General features: G+C 55.1%; 21 protein-coding genes and 4 pseudogenes. 17 read left to right on the top strand and 8 right to left on the bottom strand.

Going from position 1 to position 22,414, the window contains the following annotated elements; genetic code table 11:
• Positions 1 to 7: 7 nt before the first annotated feature.
• On the bottom strand, positions 8 to 472 hold the full coding sequence (locus tag RSAL33209_RS15235; RefSeq protein WP_012246806.1) for a hypothetical protein: 465 nt from the start codon (positions 470 to 472) through the stop codon (positions 8 to 10).
• 113 nt (positions 473 to 585) lie between these two features.
• Here RSAL33209_RS15235 and RSAL33209_RS15230 point away from each other — a divergent pair, with 113 nt between their 5' ends.
• The gene (locus RSAL33209_RS15230) at positions 586 to 1,746 is read left to right on the top strand and encodes a class I SAM-dependent methyltransferase (protein WP_012246805.1); all 1,161 of its coding nucleotides are present in this window, start codon (positions 586 to 588) and stop codon (positions 1,744 to 1,746) included.
• An 11-nt stretch (positions 1,747 to 1,757) separates the two neighbouring features.
• Here RSAL33209_RS15230 and RSAL33209_RS15225 read toward each other — a convergent pair whose 3' ends face one another.
• Positions 1,758 to 2,642: an aminoglycoside phosphotransferase family protein gene (locus RSAL33209_RS15225; protein WP_012246804.1), complete on the bottom strand. Its 885-nt coding sequence runs from the start codon at positions 2,640 to 2,642 to the stop codon at positions 1,758 to 1,760.
• Between the two features lie 142 nt (positions 2,643 to 2,784).
• Here RSAL33209_RS15225 and RSAL33209_RS15220 point away from each other — a divergent pair, with 142 nt between their 5' ends.
• Positions 2,785 to 3,987 carry an ROK family transcriptional regulator gene (locus RSAL33209_RS15220; protein ID WP_041684880.1) on the top strand — a complete coding sequence of 401 codons (1,203 nt, stop codon included), beginning with the start codon at positions 2,785 to 2,787 and terminating at the stop codon, positions 3,985 to 3,987.
• Between the two features lie 89 nt (positions 3,988 to 4,076).
• Here RSAL33209_RS15220 and RSAL33209_RS19885 read toward each other — a convergent pair whose 3' ends face one another.
• Positions 4,077 to 5,018, bottom strand: coding sequence for an AMP-binding protein (locus tag RSAL33209_RS19885; protein WP_325050148.1), 942 nt, complete (start codon positions 5,016 to 5,018; stop codon positions 4,077 to 4,079).
• Positions 5,019 to 5,044: 26 nt separating this feature from the next.
• Complete coding sequence (locus tag RSAL33209_RS19880) at positions 5,045 to 5,623, bottom strand: AMP-binding protein (RefSeq protein ID WP_012246801.1); 579 nt, start codon at positions 5,621 to 5,623, stop codon at positions 5,045 to 5,047.
• A gap of 230 nt (positions 5,624 to 5,853) precedes the next feature.
• On the opposite strand from RSAL33209_RS19880, the gene RSAL33209_RS15210 reads away from it, so the two are divergent.
• The 12 genes and pseudogenes from RSAL33209_RS15210 to RSAL33209_RS19410 all read left to right on the top strand — a co-directional run bounded on the left by RSAL33209_RS15210 (position 5,854) and on the right by RSAL33209_RS19410 (position 16,659).
• The gene (locus RSAL33209_RS15210; protein WP_041685954.1) at positions 5,854 to 6,861 is read left to right on the top strand and encodes an AAA family ATPase; all 1,008 of its coding nucleotides are present in this window, start codon (positions 5,854 to 5,856) and stop codon (positions 6,859 to 6,861) included.
• Between the two features lie 6 nt (positions 6,862 to 6,867).
• Complete coding sequence (locus RSAL33209_RS19875) at positions 6,868 to 7,308, top strand: DUF58 domain-containing protein (RefSeq protein ID WP_012246799.1); 441 nt, start codon at positions 6,868 to 6,870, stop codon at positions 7,306 to 7,308.
• A 132-nt stretch (positions 7,309 to 7,440) separates the two neighbouring features.
• On the top strand, positions 7,441 to 7,755 hold the full coding sequence (locus RSAL33209_RS19870; protein ID WP_325050075.1) for a hypothetical protein: 315 nt from the start codon (positions 7,441 to 7,443) through the stop codon (positions 7,753 to 7,755).
• On the top strand, positions 7,742 to 8,209 hold the full coding sequence (locus RSAL33209_RS16715; RefSeq protein WP_049759027.1) for a hypothetical protein: 468 nt from the start codon (positions 7,742 to 7,744) through the stop codon (positions 8,207 to 8,209). Before RSAL33209_RS19870 ends, RSAL33209_RS16715 begins: the two co-directional genes overlap by 14 nt.
• 170 nt (positions 8,210 to 8,379) lie before the next feature.
• Entirely contained in the window at positions 8,380 to 9,183 is an 804-nt protein-coding gene (locus RSAL33209_RS15195) for a vWA domain-containing protein (RefSeq protein WP_012246795.1), read from the top strand.
• Positions 9,180 to 10,256: a vWA domain-containing protein gene (locus tag RSAL33209_RS15190; RefSeq protein WP_012246794.1), complete on the top strand. Its 1,077-nt coding sequence runs from the start codon at positions 9,180 to 9,182 to the stop codon at positions 10,254 to 10,256. The genes RSAL33209_RS15195 and RSAL33209_RS15190 overlap by 4 nt, the downstream gene beginning before the upstream one ends.
• Positions 10,257 to 10,402: 146 nt before the next feature.
• Complete coding sequence (locus RSAL33209_RS15185) at positions 10,403 to 11,047, top strand: hypothetical protein (protein ID WP_145962103.1); 645 nt, start codon at positions 10,403 to 10,405, stop codon at positions 11,045 to 11,047.
• A 32-nt stretch (positions 11,048 to 11,079) separates the two neighbouring features.
• On the top strand, positions 11,080 to 11,493 hold the full coding sequence (locus RSAL33209_RS15180; RefSeq protein WP_233494227.1) for a DUF1304 domain-containing protein: 414 nt from the start codon (positions 11,080 to 11,082) through the stop codon (positions 11,491 to 11,493).
• Positions 11,494 to 11,775: 282 nt separating this feature from the next.
• A pseudogene (locus RSAL33209_RS15175) lies at positions 11,776 to 12,751 on the top strand (methylenetetrahydrofolate reductase).
• A 31-nt stretch (positions 12,752 to 12,782) separates the two neighbouring features.
• Positions 12,783 to 15,102, top strand: a pseudogene (gene metE / locus RSAL33209_RS15170) (5-methyltetrahydropteroyltriglutamate--homocysteine S-methyltransferase).
• Between the two features lie 200 nt (positions 15,103 to 15,302).
• Positions 15,303 to 16,091, top strand: a complete 789-nt coding sequence (locus RSAL33209_RS19415; RefSeq protein WP_267895915.1) for an aldehyde dehydrogenase family protein — start codon at positions 15,303 to 15,305, stop codon at positions 16,089 to 16,091.
• Entirely contained in the window at positions 16,084 to 16,659 is a 576-nt protein-coding gene (locus RSAL33209_RS19410; RefSeq protein WP_325050147.1) for an aldehyde dehydrogenase family protein, read from the top strand. Before RSAL33209_RS19415 ends, RSAL33209_RS19410 begins: the two co-directional genes overlap by 8 nt.
• Before the next feature lie 19 nt (positions 16,660 to 16,678).
• Here RSAL33209_RS19410 and RSAL33209_RS15160 read toward each other — a convergent pair.
• A pseudogene (locus RSAL33209_RS15160) lies at positions 16,679 to 17,323 on the bottom strand (LysR substrate-binding domain-containing protein); the annotation flags it as partial.
• Positions 17,324 to 17,374: 51 nt separating this feature from the next.
• Between RSAL33209_RS15160 and RSAL33209_RS17315 the strand changes: the two are divergent.
• Positions 17,375 to 18,641 (top strand): annotated as a pseudogene (locus RSAL33209_RS17315) (IS3 family transposase).
• Here RSAL33209_RS17315 and RSAL33209_RS18285 read toward each other — a convergent pair.
• From RSAL33209_RS18285 to RSAL33209_RS16700, 3 genes are all read right to left on the bottom strand, one after another.
• Entirely contained in the window at positions 18,631 to 18,939 is a 309-nt protein-coding gene (locus tag RSAL33209_RS18285) for an NAD(P)-dependent oxidoreductase (protein WP_012246785.1), read from the bottom strand. The pseudogene RSAL33209_RS17315 and the gene RSAL33209_RS18285 sit on opposite strands and share 11 nt — an antisense overlap.
• A 284-nt stretch (positions 18,940 to 19,223) precedes the next feature.
• Positions 19,224 to 19,628 (bottom strand): MBL fold metallo-hydrolase, encoded by a 405-nt coding sequence (locus tag RSAL33209_RS16705; RefSeq protein ID WP_145962102.1) that lies wholly within the window; start codon positions 19,626 to 19,628, stop codon positions 19,224 to 19,226.
• A 14-nt stretch (positions 19,629 to 19,642) separates the two neighbouring features.
• A complete protein-coding gene (locus tag RSAL33209_RS16700) occupies positions 19,643 to 20,266 on the bottom strand; it encodes an MBL fold metallo-hydrolase (RefSeq protein ID WP_012246783.1) in 624 nt (207 codons plus the stop codon).
• Between the two features lie 127 nt (positions 20,267 to 20,393).
• On the opposite strand from RSAL33209_RS16700, the gene RSAL33209_RS15135 reads away from it, so the two are divergent.
• Together RSAL33209_RS15135 and RSAL33209_RS15130 are read left to right on the top strand one after the other, a co-directional pair.
• Positions 20,394 to 21,074, top strand: coding sequence for a TetR/AcrR family transcriptional regulator (locus tag RSAL33209_RS15135; protein ID WP_012246782.1), 681 nt, complete (start codon positions 20,394 to 20,396; stop codon positions 21,072 to 21,074).
• Positions 21,075 to 21,185: 111 nt separating this feature from the next.
• Positions 21,186 to 22,406: an acetyl-CoA C-acetyltransferase gene (locus tag RSAL33209_RS15130; RefSeq protein WP_244862356.1), complete on the top strand. Its 1,221-nt coding sequence runs from the start codon at positions 21,186 to 21,188 to the stop codon at positions 22,404 to 22,406.
• Positions 22,407 to 22,414 lie beyond the last annotated feature (8 nt).

Below are 22,414 nucleotides of genomic sequence, written 5' to 3'. Positions count from 1 at the left end.
ACCGAGGTCAGACGAATAGACCAAGAGTGCGGGCACGTTGCATCAGCATGAGCCGCTGAACTAGCAGCGCGATACCGAAATACAGCAATAACGAGACGCCGCCGAGCCCGGAGGTGATAAAAGTGTCAAGAAACATGTGTTGTCCGATGCCGACAATCCAGAGCACCGCGGTCAGCACATTTCCTTGCCGAGTGGCACTGCCGTTGGCTTGCCGGCTGATTTTTACCGTGAATGCCCGCGCTACGGCAAGTACCATACCGATGCAAAAACTGAGTATCAGCAACAGCACCTCGCCGCCGTTTGTCGGATTATTCGCAACGTACCCGATAGTCTCCACAAGCCCCACGACGACTAGGACGAGGGGCAAGATGGACCGTTCGCGTAGCGGCTGCACGGTTAGTTGCCGGTAAAGAATATAAAGGAGAACGAGAACACCGATTCCGATGTTTAGGCCGGGCGCCGACTCAATCACAGTGGTTCCTTTCAGAATGTTGTACCCGTCAATTGTGTTTTTTCTCGCGGGATAGGCCGACCACCCAAGGGTGGATAGCGAGGTGGAGATCGTAAGCGCCTACGATTGGCTGAATGGAGCAGACTAAGTTCGACCCGGCGCTTTTGCGTCGACGACCGGATATTGAATCCAGCAATTTGTTTGCCTGGGACGCTTCAGATGCGCTACTTCTCGATTTAGCGACTGAGCATTTGGATTCTTCAACCACTCAAGCAGCTGACGTCGTGGTGCTTAATGATTCCTACGGGGGCGTCGCGCTCGGACTCACGATTCGTTCCGGGCTCAACGGCATCCGGGTGCATCAAGATTTGTTGACTGGCGAGCAGGCCTTACGCCTCAATGCGGAGCGGTTAGGGCTTGGCGAGCTGCTGACGCAGCTTCCCTTCGTTGACGACGGCGGTGCTCAGCTGCTCGGCGGAGCGAAGCTAGTGTTGTTGAAGCTTCCTCGCTCGCTTGCCGAACTGGAAGAGATGGCTCAGGCGATTGCGCGATTTGCGGATCCTGAGGTTATTGTCATCGCCGTCGGACGGATCAAACACATGAGTTTGGCCATGAATCGGGTGTTGGCAGCTTCGTTCGAAGAAGTTACCGCTGGCTTAGCCAGGCAAAAATCTCGGCCGTTGTTCGCCTCGCTGCCACGGGAGGCCGCCGTCGGCGCCGATTTTCCTAGGGGCTCTGTCATCGCTGACCTGAACTTGCAGGTGCGAGCACACGGCGAGGTCTTTGCGGGCGCATCGCTGGATATTGGCACTCGATTTTTGATCGAACAGGTTCGCGCCGGGGCGATAGCCATTCCGGAATCTGGTACGGCGCTCGATCTCGGTTGTGGCACAGGGCTACTCGCCGTGGAGATGGCTAGTGCGCAAAGCGGTCTCCGCGTTATTGCGACGGATCGATCAGCTGCATCGATAGCCTCTGCTCAGGCGACTGCGCTAGCAAACGGGGTACCTCAGGTCGGAGTGCTTCAGGACGATGCCGCAGTGTCCCTGCCTGAGGGCAGCGTGGACTTGATTCTACTCAACCCACCATTTCATTCCGGTGCAGCTGTGCACTCAGCAGTTGCCACCAAGCTCTTTCATGCAGCATCCCGACTATTGCGTCCCGGCGGTCAGCTTTTCACCGTTTACAACCGGCATTTGACCCACGCAAAAGTTCTAGAAAAAGTTGTTGGTAGAAGCAGCGTGCTGGCGCAAAACTCGAAGTTCGTGATACTTCGATCAACTCGCCGTAGCTGAGAAAAACTGATTCAGGAATCCAACGCAGCCGCGATTGTGTGGCTACCCAGTGCTTTGAACGGTGGATTGTCATCCGAATTGGTCAGCAAAAGGGTACCGAAGTTGAGCGCCCAGCCCCGTGCTCGCGCCCAAAGGGCGGCGTCGGCGCCCGTGCTTGTGGTGACTAGACGCTGAAATTCGTGCCGGTCCGCGCCGTCAAACACCATCCAGGCCACGGCAAAGTCGGCAGCCGGATCACCGCTGCATAGATCACCAAAGTCAATCACCGCGCTGAGCTTTGCCTCGTGGATCAAAATGTTTCCCGGATGCAGGTCTCCGTGTAGCCAATATGGTTCGAGATCCCATTCCGGAATGGCCAGCGATATTTCCCAGAGGTTGCTGATTTCAGCAGATCGGTCAAACTTTGCGGAGCCTAGCCGGTCCCGAAAAGCCTTGTCTCGTCGTTGAAGCGAAATACCGCGGACAGGATTTCGCGGCGCATTAATAACGGCTGGTCTGTGGAGGGCGGTGAGGAACTCCGCTAAAGGGCCGATAAGATGCGTATGTTCGCTCGGAGCGGACAAGATAGTCGCTTCGCCGTCGAACCAAGGTGCAATGGTCCACGGCCAAGGGAATAGACTACTCGGAACGCCCATCCTTAACGGGGTTGGCAAACGAAGACTAGTCAGTTCGGCAATGAGCGGCAAGAATAGTTGTTCATTACGGATGAGTTGAACAGCGATCTCACGTCGAGGGAGTCGGACCACATAATCGTGGCCGAGTCGGAAGACAACGTTGTCCCAACCATTCGATAAAGTGTCAACAGGTAAGTGTGCCAAATCGGGGTGCTGATCGCGGAGTAGCTGGGTCACCAGAGCTTCGTCGATATGAACTTCAGCAATTGGCATATTGGCCATCGGGAGAGATCCTTCGGTCGCTGGGATAGGGCTGAGAGTACCTTGCCGCGCAGGCGGACGGGGATTGGCGAGTTTTAGGGACGAGGTTAGATTGCCAGAGGAAAAGGCACTGGTACGCAGACGCGGTACCAACCTGCCACGGATGGGAGACTTCAATCTTTCGGTTATTCTGGACGCGATTCGTCGCAGTCCTGAAGGGCTCAGCCGAGTAGAGCTGGCCGGTATCGTCGGATTGGCGGCTCAAACAGTATCAAACATCTGTAGAAGGTTGCTGGACCAGAATCTGATCGTTGAGGCCGGAAAATACGGAAGCGGTCCTGGTAAGCCTCGAACTATCTTACGGCTGAACCCCGGCGGAATGTACGCGGTTGGTGTGCATTTAGATCCAGTGGAAACGAACTATGCGCTGCTGGATCTTACTGGCGCGGTAGTCACCACACGGACGCACTTGACACAACCGGATGCTGAGCCACAGCAGACTATTGATGCCATGGCGGAAGAGATCGAATCGATCATATCTGAGCAAAATATTGAACGAAACAAGATCGCCGGATTGGGCATCGCCGCGCCGGGGCCGATTGATGGCGCAACCGGAGCGATTGTTGAACCTCCGCATATGCCGGGCTGGGGCACAGTCGAGCTTCGCGAGCGGCTACACAAAGCCGTTGAGCTACCGGTACTTTTGGACAAAGACGTTACGGCAGCCGCCGTTGCTGAAATCTGGGCAGGCGGTCTTTCCGGTAGCGGGAGCTTCATCTTCGTCTATATCGGTACCGGAATTGGCAGCGGCTTGGTGCTGGACGATGAAGTCGTCCGGGGCAGTTCAGGCAATGCCGGTGAAGTAGGGCACATTATTGCCGACCCCGATGGTCCTGACTGCGATTGCGGTAAGCGCGGTTGCGTGAAGGTGACCTGCATGCCAGAGAATATCGTTGCTGAAGCTGCCGCCGCAGGCTTTAAAGCAGTGCTGGATAACAAAGGCAAGTCGCTTCAAGTACAAATGGCGGCGCTGTCCGAGGCCGCTTTGGCCGGAGATGCTGCGGCACAGAAAATTTTGGACCTAGCCGCAGAGCGTTTCGCTACTGCAGTTTCGGTACAGGCAAACCTGCTCGACGTCGACCACGTCGTCTTCGGCGGGCCGTTTTGGAAACATTTTGAGCCGACTTTCCTGGCTAAACTCCCACAGCGAATCAACGAGCGTAGCGCCACTTCAAAGGTGCACTCGGTTGAGGTAGTTGGTACCGGAGTGGGCAGCGATGTTGGTGCAGTGGGTGCGGCCTGCCTGGTGCTTGAAGACACCTTCGGCCCGCATGCAGCGAGCTTAGTCCTGGCAAGCGAGCAATAGCCTCGATTTTGGATAGCTAGACGACTTTGGGTTAGCAAGAAGTAGGTACTTCTTGCTAACCCAAAGTCGTCTAGCTATCTCGAGTGGAATCAGTGCGTGCTTAAGCCGAGCCGCTCAATCGATGTTTCGCGCATGTCCATCTTGCGGACCTTTCCGGTAACCGTCATGGGGAAACTGTCCACGATCAAGACATAACGTGGAACCTTGTTTTTCGACAGTTTGCCCGAGCAAAAATCAGCAATTTCGGTCTGATCTAAGGCAGCGGCACCAGCTCGCAGGGTGATCCAAGCGCACAGCTCCTCGCCATACTTTTCATCGGGCACGCCCACGACCTGAACGTCAGCAATATCCGGATGGGTATAAAGAAACTCCTCAATTTCGCGTGGATAAAGGTTCTCGCCACCGCGGATCACCATGTCCTTGATTCTTCCAAAAATGTTGAGATAGCCATCCCCGCGCATTTCAGCCAGATCGCCAGTATGCATCCAACGTGCGGCGTCGATTGCCTCACCCGATTTTGCCGGGTCATTCCAGTATCCAAGCATCACCGAATAGCCACGAGTGCACAGTTCTCCCGGAGTATCGCGGGGAACAGTCAGACCCGTAGTGGGATCAATCACCTTGACCTCAAGATGCGGATGGACCCTGCCGACGCTGGCAGTGCGCCGTTCGACGTCGTCTTCCGGTCGAGTCTGAGTTGAAACAGGTGAGGTGTCCGTCATCCCATAGGCGATGGATACTTCTGCCATATGCATTTCGGTCATACAACGCTTCATCACTTCGACTGGGCACGGCGAACCAGCCATAATTCCCGTTCGCAAGCTGGAAAGATCGTAGTCCTTGAAATTTGGTAGATTTTGCTCGGCGATGAACATGGTCGGAACGCCGTAAAGTGCCGTGCACTTCTCTGTCTCAACCGCAGCTAAGGTGCGTTCCGGATCGAAGGCCGGGGCCGGGATGACAATTGCTGCGCCATGGCTGGTTGCGCCCAAGTGGCACATCACCATTCCGAAGCAGTGATAGAACGGCACCGGCACACAGATTTTGTCCTGTTCGGTCAGTCGGATGGTTTCGGTGACAAAAAACCGTTATTCAAAATGTTGTGATGGCTTAGCGTCGCGCCTTTGGGATATCCGGTGGTGCCAGAGGTGTACTGAATATTGATTGGGTCATCGGGGGACAGCTGTGCCATTCGCTCGGCCAGCACAGACGCCGGCACATGACGCCCAGCGGCAATAAGATCTTCCCAACTGGGGTCCGAGATAAATATTGCCTCGGTAAGCTCCGGGCACTCGCTCCGGACCGCTTTAATGAGTTCGCGAAAGGCCGAAGCTTTGAACTCGATCTGCGCAATAATCATTCGCATGCCGGATTGCTTAATGGCAAAGGCCAGTTCGTGTTGCCGGTATGACGGATTGACATTGACTAGGATGGCGCCAATTTTCGCGGTTGCGTATTGGGTAATGACCCATTCGGTACAGTTAACTGCCCAGATGCCAACCCGATCGCCTTTCGCAATACCTCGAGCCAAAAGTCCGAGCGCTAATTCGTCAACAGCGGATTGAAGCTCAAAATAGCTCCAACGACGTTGCGTTGCTAAATCAATAAGCGCTTCTCGATCAGGATGTTCGCGCACGATCCGACTGAAATTGGCACCAATAGTCTCGCCAATTCACTCCTGATCAGAGATTCCAGAGGTATAAGACGGTAGATCCGAGTTGAGCAGGCTAGTCATGGATGTCAGGCTATCTCGCTCGCTCCATGATGGGTAGGCAAGCGATGGGTACATCTGCCCATTGCACAGAATCGCATGATTGGATTGGATAAGAACCGACTCTTATCTAAAGGAAAGTAGTGGAGCCGCGAATGAACCAGATGACCGCCGCAGCGCGAATTGATCCGAACGACCTTCGAGGGGCGCAGGCGCTTTTGGCTGGAATTTCGCGCAGTTTCGAGTCGAAGGTCGTTGGCCAGGTGCGGCTTCGCGAAACGTTGCTGATCGGCCTGATGACTGGCGGACACGTGCTACTTGAGAGTGTGCCGGGGCTGGCGAAGACCACCGCAGCGCAAACGCTCGCAGATACCGTCAGCGCGCAGTTCCACCGAATCCAATGCACTCCTGATTTGTTGCCAAGTGACATTGTCGGAACTCAGATCTACGACGCCAGCAAGGGAGTGTTCAACACTCAGTTGGGCCCGGTTCACGCAAACCTGGTGCTTTTGGACGAAATTAATCGCTCAAGTGCCAAAACCCAAAGCGCGATGTTGGAAGCCATGCAGGAACGCCAGACCAGTATTGGCGGCGTGGTCTACCCACTTCCAGATCCATTTCTTGTCCTGGCTAACCAAAACCCGATTGAGCAAGAGGGCACCTATCAGCTGCCGGAGGCTCAAATGGACCGGTTCATGCTCAAAGATGTTCTAGATTATCCGTCGCCGGCTGAAGAAGCTGAAGTGCTTCGCCGTATTGATGCTGGCGTCTTCCTGGCCGAATCGAAGCCAACCGCGGTCGCGAGTCTCGACGACGTACGTCGCCTACAAGCTTTGACCCAGCGGGTTTACATCGACCCGGCCATCGTGCGCTACATCGTGGGCCTTGTCTACGTCACCCGACATGCAGAGCAGTACATTGATCCGAAGCTTGCAGAGTTCATCGAATTCGGTGCTAGCCCGCGTGCCTCGATAGCCTTCTCGCAGGCAGCCCGGGCGGTGGCCCTATTGGATGGGCGAGACCATGTTCTTCCGGAAGACGTCAAGAGCCTAGCCGCCCGAGTACTGCGGCACCGCATCATTCTTGGCTTTGCCGCGGTAGCTGAGCAAGTAGCCGTTGAAACCATCATTGAAGCGGTGCTTGGCTCCGTACAAACCCCGTAGGCGCTGATGGCTACTTTGCTGCAAAAGGTGAAGTCGAAGATGTTTATCTTCGCGCATCGCCGAGCGCGCGGGATGTTAGATGGTGAGTACGCGGCAATATTTCGCGGCCGTAGTTTGGACTTCGATGACTTGCGCGCTTATGTGCCTGGCGACGAGGTCCGGGATATTGACTGGAAAGCCTCAGCGCGGCACGGCTCGCCCCTGATCAAGCGGTACGTCGCGGTGCGAAAGCAGACGGTGCTCCTCGTTGCGGACACTGGACGCAATATGGCCGCGGTGTCGCGCAACGGTGCTTATAAAAAAGACATCATGGTTTTGGCCATGGGAGTCATTGGGTACTTGGCGCTTCAGCATGGTGACCGTGTGGGATTGGTTTACGGTGACAACGAAAGCACGGCGGCAGTTGAGCCACGTAGCAGCGAAGGTCATCTGGAATCGTTGTTGTAGACCGTGAACGCCCAGACCAGCCTTGAATCGGGTCGGTCCGATTTGCTGGCACAGCTGAACTATATTGCGCAACATGTCAGCACGCGGTGACTAATATTCGTTGTTGCCGATGACCATCCGGTGGCGCCAGAAATGGCAAAAATGCTACGCCGGTTGCGTGCACAGCACGAGATTTTGTGGTTGGTTTTGGAAGATGCTGACTTAGCGCAGGGGCTGGCCTTAGCTAACGAGACTTTCGACGTCGAAGCGTCGGATCCAGTAATTTCGCTTTTGACCCACGACCCTAAGCTGGCGGCTGAATACAGTTCCGCAGTTCACGCACGAAAACAGGAGATTTCCGCGCTTCTTCGCCAAGAAGGAATTTCCGCGGAGTGGCTCGGCGAAGAAGATGATGTATTGCCGGCGATATTTCGATTGTTGGAGAGGCACCGGCGTGCAGGGCGATAGTGGTGGCTTTTTCCCTCCGCAGGGTTATGCGCCGATCTGGGTAGCGCTAGCTTTGGTAATTTTTCTGGCGGTGGTTGGCGGATTTATTTGGATCTTCTATTTGACCAGGAAGCCAGCTTTGGCCGGTCCTTATCCGTTACCGCCACGAAAATTGCCATCAGCCCGAGCGAAATATCTTGGTCAAATTGATCGGATCGAAGCGGGCTACCGTGCCGGACACTTTGATGCCAGGTCAGCACATCAGGGGTTGAGCCTTGTTGTGCGAGGATTCGCGCAGGCGGTCACTGGAGTTTCAGCGGACAAAATGACACTTGCCGAGTTGAACGCCACCGGCATGCCGATGGTCGGCGATGCCGTGGCCTTGTTTTATCCAGCCGAGTTTGGCGTGTACTCAACGCAGACTTTGGACCATTCGGTCTTTGTGGCCCGGCAGGTGGTTCAGAGATGGTCCTAGTCTTTTGGTGGCTGTTGCCGGTAGGCCTGGTGTTTCTAGCAATACTGATATTTTTTGCTTGGCGACGACTACGGCAGGCGCCGGATCGACTGCCAGTAGCGCACGCCGAGCGTCTGACTGCGTTGCCTGGTTAAGCAAAAGCACTTGCTAGGAGACGGCTTTGGTCGATTGTGGGCATCGTTTCGGTGCTCGCCTTGAGCGTCGGAGCCTTGCTGGCTGCGAGCAGGCCAGCCGAGCAAAATGCGAATCGCCCAGAGCAGAATAATCGAGACATCATGTTATGCCTGGATGTTTCTGGTTCGATGGTAGATACCGACGCAAAGATTGTTGATGTCTTTGCAAACTTGGCGCAAGAATTTCATGGTGAGCGACTTGGGCTGGTCATTTTTGATTCGACCGCGGTGCAAGTTTTCCCGCTGACCGAAGATTATGGCTACATCAAAGACGAGCTCAACGTTGCGTTGAAGGCAATGACTGATCAAAGTGACGATACGGGGTTCTTTGGCGGTACCTATAGCGGTCGAGGTTCTTCGCTTATTGGCGACGGCCTGGCCACTTGTGTCAACAGTTTCCCGAAACTTGGTGCCGAGCAACGCTCCCGTTCAATCGTCTTTGCTACCGATAACGTTCTCTTAGGCAAGCCGCTTTTTTCGCTAACTGATGCTGCTGGTCTGGCCACGAAGAACTCGATAAGGGTTTATGGAATTAACCCAAACGGCTCTGACGTGGCTGGCGCCAAGGGTGCCGCAGCAAAACAAATGCGAGCCGCAGTCGAGTCCACTGGCGGAAACTACTATGTTCTAGCCGATGACGCGGCAGCGAAAGACATTGTGAATAAAGTGCAGGCGACCGAAACCACAAAATCTCAGGGCATGGCTCAGATCGTTGCCAGGGATCGACCGGAACTTTGGCTGAGTGTCGCAGGCTTGGGCCTACTAGGCCTTCTCTTGGCCGCTTGGCGGTTGAGTCGATGAGCTTTGCACCGGTGTTTCCTTGGTGGCTCATCATCGCGGTCGCCGCAGTCCTCATCTATGGCTGTGTTTGGTTCGCCTTCGGGCGACCGGGGTACTCCAGATCGAAAGGCACTCGTCTTGCGCCCCGATCCGGTGAGAAACTTCGCTGGTTCCGCCGGGCCGCAATCGCTTTTCTCCTGATGGCAGCGCTGTTGCGGCCCGGTCTAGGCGGCGCCAATGTGAGTTCCGCAGCCGCTCAGCTGGACGTGGTGTTTGTTGTCGACACCACGAGCTCAGTAGTTGCCGAGGATTATGGCAATGCACAACCTCGTTTGTCTGGCGTCAAAGCCGATGTACAAGCGATTTCCTCGAAGTTGCCTGGCGCCTATTTTTCGATGATCACCTTTGACAAAGACGCCGCCGTGCGATTGCCGCTCACCAGCGATACCAATGCGCTGGAAAATAGTTTGCAAACGCTGGGGCCCGAAATCACCTTGTACTCCCGAGGGTCCTCGGTAACCCAAGCACGTCAGGTCTTAGTAAGTCGTCTTCAAGCTGCGCAACAAACCCACCCAAACCGGGCGCGTGTCGTTTATTACCTCGGTGATGGCGAGCAAACCGCAAATAGTCAACCGGAACCGTTCGAGATTCCACCGGGCCTGATCTCAGGTGGCGCAGTACTAGGCTACGGCACTGCGCAGGGCGGCAAGATGAAGCAGAATACTGGACTTTCCGGAAGTCTTGGCCCGGGATACATCCAAGATTATTCGACGGGTGGCGCAGCGGTTTCGAAAATTGATGAAGGGATGCTGTCCAGTATTGCAAAGCAAATCGAGGTCAACTACGTTCACCGTAATGCTGGAGATGACATAGATGCTGCGCTGGGTGGGGTCAATTCAGGTTCATTGACCATTGATTGCAGTAGCAATGTGCAGGCGCAATTCGAGTTGTATCGGATGTTAGCCATCGGAATTCTTGCGCTGGCCGGCTGGGAACTATTCGATTCAATCCGGGAATGGCGTACGCTCGCTCCACGAGGCTTCAAGACGAAGTTATGGCCGTTTTCCCGGAGACAGGAGGAAAATTCTCGATGAGCAATTCTTACGCTCCACCGATTCCACCTGCGGTAGAAGCCGGGGCTCTTCCTGGCCCAGACGAGGGCCAGGAAGGCGATGCGCGCTTAGCTCGTCGGCGAAAATTGATTTTTTGGCTGCTGCCGTTTGCCATCATTGCGCTTTTGGTGGCTGCGAAATTGTTTAGTGTGCAGATTGCCTCAGTGCAAGCGAATTCTGCTTTTCTAAAAAATGATGCAGCGGGCGTCCACGCGGCAGCCGGCGTGCTGAAAGTAGTCAATGTCATCGAACCCTATAAAGCTTGGTTCAACGATGGTGATGGCTATGTGCTTAGTGGAGATTTCGCGTCAGCACGAACCCAGTTTGAGCAGGCGCTATCTTTGGCATCTGCAGATGAGTCTTGCAAAGTACGCGTCAACTTAGTTCTCACCTTGGAAAAACTTGGCGATGCAAAACAGGCCTCGGCAGATCCTACTGCCGCGAAAGCGCTTTACGACGGCGGCGTCAAGATAGCTGCCGACGCGCCACAAGGATGCTTCCAGAAGGGCAGCAACGGCAAGCAGCAAGGGGAGGGGGAGAAGCTGCAAGATTCAAAGGGGCGATTGGAGGAGAAGTCCAAAGGTAGCCAAGCTCAAGGGCAGCCAAATCAAACTCCGGGCGATCAAAGCCCTTCCCCATCATCGGATTCATCCAAACTTGATCAGCTAAATAAACAAAATCAAGGCGCGCAACAAGATCGCAACGACGGTCAACAAATTGGTGGCGATGCGGGAAACCTGCCGCCTTTTGATCCCAACGGCAAGCAATGGTGAAAAATCATTACCTTGAGGCATGGAGTTGGCCCATGACAACGATGACGCTGCCGTGGATCACGGTAATTTTTGCAATTATCGCCGCATCGATTCATTGCTTTTTCTGGCTGATTGAGTCTGTTCGTTGGCGGCAGCATGCTGCTTGGAAGCGGTTTGGCGTCAATGATCAGGCTGAGGCCGAAGTCCTTGCCCCGATGGCTTTCAACCAGGGTTACTACAATTTAGCGCTTGCTGCCGCGAATCTTGTTGGCGCAATACTGCTTTGTACCGGTAACGGTGCCAGCGTTTTGTTTGGAGCTGGACTAGTCGCTGCTGCTTCGTTCACCATGGTCGTAGCCGCCGTCGTTCTTTTAATCAGTAAACCTGGCTTTATTGTGCCAGTGTTGATCCAGGGCGTGGCGCCAATCATTGCTTTATTCGGTTTTATTGGAATTCACGCGGCCTAAGCCGTATTTTTGGCTGGCTAGTCGCAGTTCTTTATGACTTAATTCGGCGCAATATTGCGTGCGGATTTGCCTGGATTGCTGAGTTTTCCTACAGTAGAGGCAAGTTACTGAACGTAACATGTCAGCGATCCTCAGAAATATGAGGGTGTGGGTACCTCCATCTGGGCCTGACATTTGCACAGCACAGCTGCCGTTTTGCCAATATTTGCTGACGGCGTGGCGTGCTGTTGTCCCGATAATGTCTGCCGGTGACTTAGCCGGCGTAAAGACCAAGGTCAGCAAATGTCCCCACCGAGCGCTATTACCGACCCTTTAGAATCTGCGCAAAATGCCGCACAGCAGAGCGCACCAATCGCACTTTCTTATGAATTGTTCCCGCCACGCAGCGAAGCGGCCACCGAAGATCTCTGGACAACGATTCGCGAGCTTGAAAGCACAAACCCGGACTATGTTTCGGTAACTTATGGTGCTTCCGGCTCCAATCGGGATACCGCGGTCGAGCTGCTGCATATGGTTATTATAAGAAACTTCGTTACGACCGCTGGCACATTTGACCTGCATTGGAAACACCGCAGATCAGCTTGCAGCAATCATTACCGATCTGCTGGAACACGGCGTGCGCGGCATTCTTGCTTTGCGTGGAGACAAGCCCGCCGAAGAATCAGAGGCACACCCAACCGGCGCCCTAAATTACGCACAAGATTTGATAGAATTAGTGCGTCGGGTTGAGCAACGCCGATCTGCGATGCTGGCGGCCGGCAAGGTTGCCATTGGTGTGGCGGCCTATCCGGCCAAGCACCCTGAGTCGCCGAGTGAACGGCACGATATTGAAGTGCTGCTGGCGAAACAGCGTTCTGGGGCCGATTTTGCGATTACGCAAGTGTTCTTTCATGCGGAACAGTACGCAGATCTAGTCATGCGAGCGCGCCGCGCCGGCGTAAGCATTCCGATTATTCCTGGGGTGATGCCGTTTACCAGTTTGCGCAGGTTAGAACGGCTGGGCCAGCTGACTGGCGTGGAACCAGCGCCTGAGCTGATGGCTTCGCTGGCGTCAGCGAGTAGCGATAGTGAACGTCGCCGAGTTGGTGTCCAAGCAACAGTCAAACTGGCCAATGCTGCGCTCGATGCCGGCGCCCCAGGCATCCATCTTTATACCTTCAACCAGCACCAGGCCGCGCTTGATGTGTTGGACAACCTCAATTTACTCCGCCCAACTCGACCGGCAGGGCGGCTGCGTCACTTCAGCCGTACCAACTGAGCTCTCAGCCGAAGATCACAAAGGAATCATTATGACTGAAAAGACTGCATTTCCCGCTGCTTCGTTACTCGGATACCCGAGGATTGGGCCGCGCCGCGAACTTAAAAAGGCGGTCGAAGCCTATTGGGCTGGCCGTGCCGATTTGAATCAGCTCAACTCGGTGGCTCAGACAATTCAACTGTCCACGGCGAAGCGTCTCGAGTCGCTTGGACTTAAAGATGCTGCTGCCGTTCCCGGCACCTTTTTACTACGACCAGGTCCTTGACGCTGCCGCTCATGTCAATGCCGTGCCCGAACGGTTTGGCAATTTGTTGGACGCGAATGGGCAGCTTGGTCTAGACGGATATTTCACCTTGGCGCGCGGTAACAAGGAGCAACAACCGCTGGAAATGACCAAATGGTTTGATTCCAACTATCACTATTTGGTACCAGAAATTGGCCCGCAGACAGAATTCGCCCTGAGCTCTGGGCAGATCGTTCGCGACTTTGAAACTGTTTTGGCCGAGGGAATTGAAACCCGTCCGTATTTGGTGGGCCCGGTGACTTTCCTGCTGCTGAGCAAGGCTGAAGAGGGTGCACCCGAAGGATTCTCGCCGCTCAGTAAGCTCGATGAACTTTTGCCGGTCTATGCCCAGATTTTGGCAAGCCTCGCCTCGGCAGGTGCCTCCTGGATTCAGCTCGATGAACCAGCTCTGGTGGTTGACGGTGCACTCAGCGAAGACGAACTGGGCGCTGCATTCAGCCGGGCGTACGAGGTACTCGGCGCGGCAGCTCAGCGGCCGCAAATTCTTGTCAGCACGCCTTATGGCACGCTAGGTGGCTTGCTGAATACCGTTGCGGCAGCGCCGATTGATGCGCTCCACATTGATCTATTCAAAGGCGATCTTCCGCAAGACCTGTCCGGGCTCGCCAGCGCCTTGGCCGGTAAGACGTTGGTCGCCGGGCTGGTTGACGGACAGAATATCTGGCGGAATGACTTAGCGGCTTCGGCCGCGAAGCTCGACGCGCTCAAAACTGCGGGTATTGAGGTGGCCGTCTCGACGTCGACCTCTGCTTTCCATGTGCCGCATGACGCCGCTGAAGAGATTCAGCTGGATGCGCAATTGAGCAGCTGGCTGGCCTTTGCAGATCAGAAGGCTGAAGAGGTTGCCACCTTAGCTGGCTACTTACAGGATCCCGCCAAAGCAGCTCCGGCGATTGCCGAAGCAAGCAGAATCATTGCCTCGCGGAGCGAAGCGGCCGGCGTTCGACGCCGGGAGGTTCGGGAGCGCACTGCGGCTTTGACCGAAGCGGATTTCAGTCGCGATGAATACGCCCGACGCGCAGCCACCCAGCAGGAGGAGCTGCAGTTGCCGCCGCTTCCGACGACGACGATCGGCTCATTCCCACAGACCAGCGAAATTCGTTCAGCTCGTGCTAGAGCTATTAAAGGTGAGCTCAGCCAGAACGACTACCGGCAGCTCATGCAGGATGAAATACGCCGCGTGGTCGAGCTGCAGGAGGACTTGGGCTTTGATGTTCTGGTACATGGCGAGCCTGAGCGCAACGATATGGTGCAGTACTTCGCGGAGAATCTAGACGGCTTCGACGTCACAGTGCATGGCTGGGTCCAGTCCTATGGCAGCCGTTATACCCGACCGTCAATTCTTTGGGGCGACGTAACCCGTAGCTCTGCGATCACCGTTGAGTGGGCGGCATTCGCGCAGTCGCTCACCTCGAAGCCAATGAAGGGCATGCTGACCGGTCCCGTAACCATTCTGGCTTGGTCATTTGTTCGAGATGATCAGCCGCTGAAGGAAACAGCCAACCAGGTGGCTCTCGCCTTACGCGATGAAATTGCTGACCTGGAAGTTGCCGGTATCAAGATCATTCAAGTTGATGAGCCAGCACTTCGTGAACTTCTGCCGTTGCGTAAAGCCGAACAACCGAGCTATTTGGACTGGTCAGTTAAGGCGTTCCATTTGGCCACTTCTGGTGCAGCTAGCGGTACCCAGATCCACACGCACCTGTGTTATTCCGATTTTGGCGTCATTATCGACGCCATTGATGGTTTGGATGCGGATGTCACCTCGATTGAGGCAGCGCGGTCCCGGATGGAAGTTGTTAATGATCTGGAGACGCATGGCTTTGGCCGTGGCGTTGGGCCGGGTGTCTACGATATTCGTTCCCCGCGTGTGCCAGGACAAGTTGAAGTTGCCGAACTTTTGCAGACTGCAGTTGCGCATGTTCCGGCCCGCCAACTTTGGGTGAACCCTGATTGTGGTCTGAAGACCCGAGGATATTTAGAGACGGAAGAGTCGCTGCGGAATCTAGTGGCAGCAACTCGCGAAGTCCGAGCCCAATTGCTCTGAGTTAGCTAACGGGCTAGAACTGAGCCGCCGTGGGCGGGGATTTTCGTCATCCTAGGATTGGCGAGGGTCCCCGCCCTCAGTTTAACTTCGCCGACCGTCCGGTCTTCGCCGAGAAAAGTCCCAGAATTCACCCAGGTTAAGTGCTTTCAAAATATGTTACTGGCGGGTAAGTTGGCTCCATGAGCAATGACGCTGTGAGCATGGCACGGAAACAATTCGAAACCGGCGAAGGCCTGGATATCGATGTTCAGCTGGCACGATTGGACGCGATGCGTCGAATGTTGGTGGAGCGCACGGGGGAGTTCACTGAAGCGCTGGCGCAAGATCTACGCAAACACCCCGATGAAGCCTGGATGACCGAGATTGGCTTTGTTTGCAATGAAATTACTCATACTGCCAAGCATTTACGCAAGTGGTTAGCTCCTGAGCGGGCTTCCGTTCCGCTTTCGTTGATGCCAGCTAGCGCCAAAATTGTTCGGGATCCGCTGGGCGTAGTACTAGTCATCGCGCCGTGGAACTACCCGGTACAGCTCTCATTAGTACCCGTGATGGGGGCGCTTGCTGGTGGGAACACCGTAGTTTTGAAGCCAAGTGAGTTGGCGCCGGCAACTTCAGCGGCATTGGCGCGCTGGATTCCGGAATACTTGGGCGACGTCGTTCAGGTTGTTGAAGGCGGCGTGCCTGAAACTACCGAATTGCTGGCGGAGCGATTCGACCATATTTTCTATACCGGCAATGGCCAGGTGGCAAAGGTCATCATGCGAGCTGCTGCGGAATACCTGACTCCGGTCACCTTAGAGCTGGGTGGGAAATCGCCCGTTTATCTTGACGATTCTGTCGATTTGAAAGCTGCAGCACAACGACTGGCTTGGGGAAAATATCTCAAGGCTGGCCAAACCTGTGTGGCACCAGATTATGTTTTAGCTACTCCCGCAGTGGCAGCGAACTTGGCAAAGGTCCTTCCCGAGGCGATTATAAGGACTGTTTGACCGCGATCCGCGAAAGAGCTCGGACTATGGGCGAATCATCAACGGCAGACATTTCGGCAGGCTGACCGGTCTGCTGAAGGGATTGGACGTTGTTACTGGCGGTCAGTCTGAAGAAGACGATCTGTATCTAGCACCAACCGTGGTTCGGGCAACAGCTGACGATGGTGTGATGAAAGAAGAGATCTTTGGACCGATCTTGCCCATCGTCGAGGTTGCCGATGAAGAGGCGGCTCTTTCTTTTATCAACGAACGAGATAAGCCGCTTGCGCTCTATGTGTTTAGCGAGAATAAGGCCACTCGGAAAAACTTTACCGAACGCACCTCTTCGGGAGCGCTGTGTTTCTCGGTACCAGCCGCGCACCTCTTGGTCCCGGGCCTGCCTTTCGGCGGCGTCGGACCCAGTGGGATGGGCGCCTACCACGGCCGAAACTCGATTGATGTCTTCACGCACCGGAAGGCAATTTTAGATAAGCCGCTTAAGCCGGACACCATGAAAATGATCTACCCGCCATTCAACGGGGTAAAACATCAGGTCATCACCAAGGTGATTGCGCCGGCTGGTAAATAGCGTTCCCGCTGCGGAGGCGTCAATCAGCAACCGCCTCCGCAAAGGCATTAGCAAGCAGATCAACGAATAGTCCGGCCACGGTTTCGTCTGAATTATCGGTATTTGCGGAACCTTGATCTTGCGAGTTTTCCTGCATTCGGAGCGCAAAGATTCTTCTGGCTAGCCGAATTTCTGGTACGTCAACCACCACAAACTTTTCGCGACTATTTCGCAGCACTAGTTCAGGAACCAGCGAAGCGCCTAGCCCTGCGCCGGTCAAAGCCAGGCTTGCGTTGAAATCATCGCTATAAGCGACTACTTGCGGGTGCAGATTGCACGAGGCAAAAAGCCGTTCGATTACGGTGGCATCTGAGGTGCCAGGGTGGTGCATGATCCAGGGCATTTCGGTGAGCTGCGTGGCGGACATTCGAGCGCCATCGCTCATTCCCCAGCCGCGCGGTAAGACGACTTTGAACAAATCGTCACCGACCCATTGCCGGTGCAGAGTGTGTGGCCAGGCCAAGCCGCTCTGGCCCATTTGGTACACCAGAGCAATATCTAGCTCACCACCTTGGCGCAGTCCGTGCACCGTTTGTGGCGGTTCGCCGACCCGAATTCGCAGTCGTCGCCCCATCTCTTTCCACGCCGTCGTCTGCAGCACCCGCGGCAGCACGTAAGTGGCTAGCTGAATCGCCCCGGTGTGTCCGGAGACTTTCTTGTTTGAGAGGATCAGGACATGGCAGGGAAAACTACGACACGGTATCCGCAGGAGTTGAAGGATCGTGCGGTGCGCATGGTGGCGGAGATGGAGGGTGCGTCTTCGGAGTGGGCGGCGATGCAAAAAGTTGCCCAGCTTTTGGGTGTGGGTGTGCCGGAAACGGTGCGTAAATGGGTCCGGCAAGCCGAGATCGATGTTGGTACTAGAACTGGAACAACGAGCACGGAATCGGCCGAGCTGAAACGGTTACGGCGTGAGAACGCTGAGCTGAAACGGGCGAACGCGATCCTTCGGAGTGCTTCAGCTTTTGTCGCGGTCGAACTCGACCGCCACAACACTGATCGTGAAATACATCAAGGACCATGCCGGTCACCGCGAGAATAATGGATTGCGGTGGGGTGTCGAGTCGATCTGCCAGGTGCTTACTGGGACGGGGTGAAGACCACCCCGTCCCACGTACTACGAATGGGTGGATAAAACACGATCTCACCGAGAACAACGTGATGAGGTGCTCAAGCCCGTGATCCAGAAGGTGTATGCCGCTAATTACGGGGTTTACGGCACCAGGAAAGTCTGGTTGGCGATGAACCGTGAAGGTGTGCCGGTGGCCAGGTGCACGGTAGAACGGCTCATGGGGTTACTTGGCATACAGGGTGCGGTCCGTGGCAAGGTCAAACGCACCACGATCAAAGACTCGAAGGCGGCCCGAGCGAAGGACTTGGTCCGCCGTGATTTCACACCAACGGCACCGGATCGGCTATGGGTAGCTGATTTCACCTATGTTTCGACCTGGTCCGGGTGGGTCTATGTTGCCTTCGTGATCGATGCTTACTCTCGGAGGATCCTGGGCTGGTCAGCGAGTGCTTCTATGAACACCGTGCTAGTGCTCAACGCAGTTAATCAGGCAATCTGGAGTCGTGAACGGGCCGGGGCTGAGATTTCCGGGGTGATTCATCATCACGATGCCGGGGCTCAATACGCCTCCTTGGCCTTCACCGAACGCCTGGCCCAGGCCGGTATCCGCCCCTCGATCGGTTCTGTGGGTGATAGTTACGACAACGTCTTGGCGGAAACCATCAACGGGCTTTATAAGACCGAGCTGATCAAACCCGGCAAGCCCTGGCGGACTCTAGAAGAAGTCGAAATCGGCACCGCTGAATGGGTCGATTGGTACAACCACCGAAGGCTCTACCAGTACTGCGGAGACATCCCACCAGTAGAGCTAGAAAACCACTACTACAATCACTACCAGAGCACGGCAGCCGCCGACAGGCTCATCGTCTGAGAAACCCTCCGGACACACCGGGGCGATTCAAGGAGTTTTCTCGACCCCAGATAAGCACTTTCATCCCGAAGGCTCGACCGTAACCGGCAACTACTTTGCCGATCCTGCCGTAACCAAAAATCCCGAGCGTCCGCCCACGCAAGGCACGTCCAACACCCATTTGCCAAGCACCGGCTTTGAGCGATGCAACTTGTTGTGGGATCTGTCGCGCGCTCGCCAAGATGAGCGCCCAGCTAAGTTCCGCTGCGGCGTATCCGAGTGCATATTCGAGGAAAGTAGGACGCCATTGCGGGTACATGCATCGACGTCGACGTGTGGGTAAACGCTGCGCTGACTTATCAGTTTCAATGCTGGCAGTTTGTCCAAAAGTGCGGCGTCAATCTTGGTCCGCTACCGAATCAAGACCAAAGCTTCTGTCTCTTTTAGCCGTTCAGAAAGCTGATCGACATCTTGGACGTGGTCTTACCACACCGTGACTTCGTGCGCCGAAAGTTTACTGAAACAGGGCAGGTTTCGAAGCGTATCGAAATAGTCGTCAAGGATCGTTACCTTCATAGTTCACGATCATAGTGCGACAGCTAATCAACCTCGGCTGTCCGCCTCCAGCGCCTCGATATTGACCGCAACTCCTTGGGAGCGCAAATAGACCAAATGGCTGGCGGTCTCAGCCAGCGCAAGCCGCAAGGTAAATCCAGCCAAAGACTCCCAGCCCCGAGACCAAGTCAGCGAACGGGCAACTTCCCAAACATTTACCGGATTATTGTTACTGAGTACCCGCCGAACTTCAGCGGAGCGTTGATCTGTGTGCGCCACAATCTCCGCGATTCGCTCATGTAAACCGCTAAATCGATACTCGTGTCCTGGCAAAACCTCTATCTCGTCAGGTTCCGCAGGCAAATCAACCCGCGCTAGCGACTCGTAGTACTCCTGTAAAGGATTTGGCGCACCAAACGGCTCCAAGGAAATGTGCGGCGTGATTCGTGGCAAAACGTGATCTCCCGTCAAAAGCAACGATTTTTTTCGTCCCAAAGGCAAATGTGCCCTGGGGCGTGTCCTGGCGTGAACAGCACCTGAATTCGGGTGCCGTCAAGAGGTAAATAATCACCGTCGTCGAAACGTAAGTCCGGCTCGTGACTAGCGCTAGTCGCAGCCCAAGCAGCGGCTGAAAAGGTAACCTCGGCCAATTTCGGTTCGGGCACACCCCAACGTGCAAACTTAGCCAGATCTGCGGCGGCAAAATCTTCCGGTCGATCAACGTTGCCCCGCTGAATGCCCTCCTTGCTTCCCAAGCCGATCCAAGCACCGGAGGCCGCTTTTAGCCGGGCCGCCATGCCCAAATTATCGGGATGGAAGTGGCTAACCACAATCCCGGTGAGATCCTCAACCGGGAATCCAACATGCTCAAGGCCCGCGAGCAGTTTCTGCCAGCCTTCGTCGCTATCCCAACCCGGATCAACCAAGACCGCACCAGCAGTGCCAAGCAAAAGATAGCTCAAGGTGTAGCGAAGCGGGTTTCGAGGAAAGAGCACCGGAATCGACCAGACACCTGGCCGCACTTCTTCGACGTCAGGCATGCTCTTTTGCTGCCACGCTTCATGCTGGGCTGTGCCAGTAACAGTGATCACCGAGTTTTCACTTTCATCGAGTCGGACAATTAGTACCGGAAAACAGTTGGCACAACGTCAATAATCCGCAATAATTGGCAGAGCGTCAATAAGCAATACCCTCATCGTTGGTTAAGGAGTCGTTTGCATGAGTAATCTGCCTGCCCCGCAAGAGCAGTCCGAACCACGCTGGCAACGGCTAAGCCCCGATGAACGGCGCGAGCAAATTTTCGCCTGCGCCAAACAGCTATTTTCAGAGCTACCCTACGCCGAAGTCTCGCTGAGTCACATTGCCAGCCAGGCCGGCGTCGCTCGTGGCTTGGTAAACCATTATTTTGGCTCCAAACGAGAAATCTATCTTGAGGTAATTCGCAATACTGCCACGATGCCGGCGATGGATTTCCGCAGTTCCACCGAAGGAACAATGGCGGAGCGGGTTGACGCCGGAGTTGCTTGGTTCTTGGACTACCTGGAAAATGCGGGCCTCGCCTGGCTCTCAGCCATGAGCTCCAATGGATTAGGTAAGGACCCTGAGCTGGAACAGATTTTAATAACCGCCGAAAACGTCTCAGTTGATCGACTCATGGCCTCCATGGGACTTAGCAGCGCTGGTGGCAATCGTACGCAAATCCGAGCCATGCTTCGGGTCTTTGGTCAACTCGCTCGAAGTGGTGGCCGTGAGTGGTTAGTCCGCAAGACACTCAGCCGAAAACAAACTCATTCGCTGCTAGCGGGCGCGCTCTTCGCAATTATCAGTGAAGCTATTCCGCAAACCGTGCAATCTGGCGGCGAACATCTCAAAACTCTCGAAACTCTATCGACTAAATAAGAACCAATGCGAGTCTATTGACGCTGCGCCAATAGTCTTGCACGATTGCCCTAGCGACAAGAACGTCGTCGGAACTGGCTTTGCGGGCCAGCTGACGGACCGATGAAAGGAATGGTAAGCGTGAGCACAGAGGCTTTTATTTACGACGCAATTCGAACCCCGCGCGGGCGCGGAAAGAATGGTGCCCTGCACGGGGCTAAGCCGATTTTACTTCTGGTGGGCCAAATTGACGCCCTTCGCCAACGCAATCCCAACCTGGACGTAGATCGGATTGATGACGTTGTTCTTGGCGTCGTGTCTCCGGTCGGAGATCAGGGTGTGGTCATCGCCCGCACCGCTGTGCTTGCCGCCGGTTTGCCCAATACAGTCGGTGGCGTTCAGCTCAACCGCTTTTGCGCATCGGGGTTGGAGGCAATAAATACTGCGGCCCAGAAAGTTCGCTCCGGTTGGGACCACTTGATCATCGCCGGCGGCGTCGAATCGATGTCCAGAGTTCCCATCGGCTCAGACGGCGGCGCCTGGGCGATGGACCCGGCAACAAACTTCGACAGCTACTTTGTACCGCAAGGAATTGGTGCGGATTTGATTGCCACCATTGAGGGCTTTAGCCGCGACGATGTGGATGGCTACGCCGTGCAGTCACAGCAACGTGCCGAAAATGCCTGGCAGCAAGGCTACTTCAGCAACTCCGTCATTCCGGTTCTAGATCAGAATGGATTAATGATTCTGGATCATGACGAGCATCGCCCCCCCAGCTCTACAGTGCAATCCCTCGGTTCGCTGAATCCAGCGTTTGCCACCATGGGCGAGATGGGTGGCTTCGATGCGGTCGCGCTGCAGAAATATCACCAGGTAGAAAAGATCGACCATGTACACACCGCCGCGAATTCCTCTGGAATCGTGGACGGTGCTGCACTTGTTTTGGTCGGTTCCGAGCAAGTCGGCGCAGATTTAGGCTTGACGCCGCGAGCACGAATTGTCGCTACCGCAACAAGTGGCGCTGACCCGACAATTATGCTGACCGGGCCAACTCCGGCCACCCAAAAATTGCTAAGGACAGCTGGGCTTAGCGTGGATGACATTGATCTATTCGAAATCAACGAAGCTTTCGCTTCTGTGGTGCTGAAGTATCAACGCGATATGAACATTCCTTCTGAGAAGCTCAACGTCAATGGTGGAGCAATTGCCATGGGGCACCCACTCGGAGCAACCGGCGCAATGATTCTGGGCACGATGGTTGACGAGTTGGAACGTAGAAATCTCCGCCGCGCTGTCATCACCTTGTGCATTGGCAGCGGTATGGGTGTTGCCACTTTGATCGAACGCGTCTAGGCCAAAGG

Origin of the sequence: Renibacterium salmoninarum ATCC 33209 (assembly GCF_000018885.1) — a bacterium.
GTDB classification, from domain to species: Bacteria; Actinomycetota; Actinomycetes; order Actinomycetales; family Micrococcaceae; genus Renibacterium; species Renibacterium salmoninarum.
The sequence above is the reverse complement of the archived record's forward strand: the minus strand, read 5'-3'. Positions and strand labels throughout refer to the sequence as shown.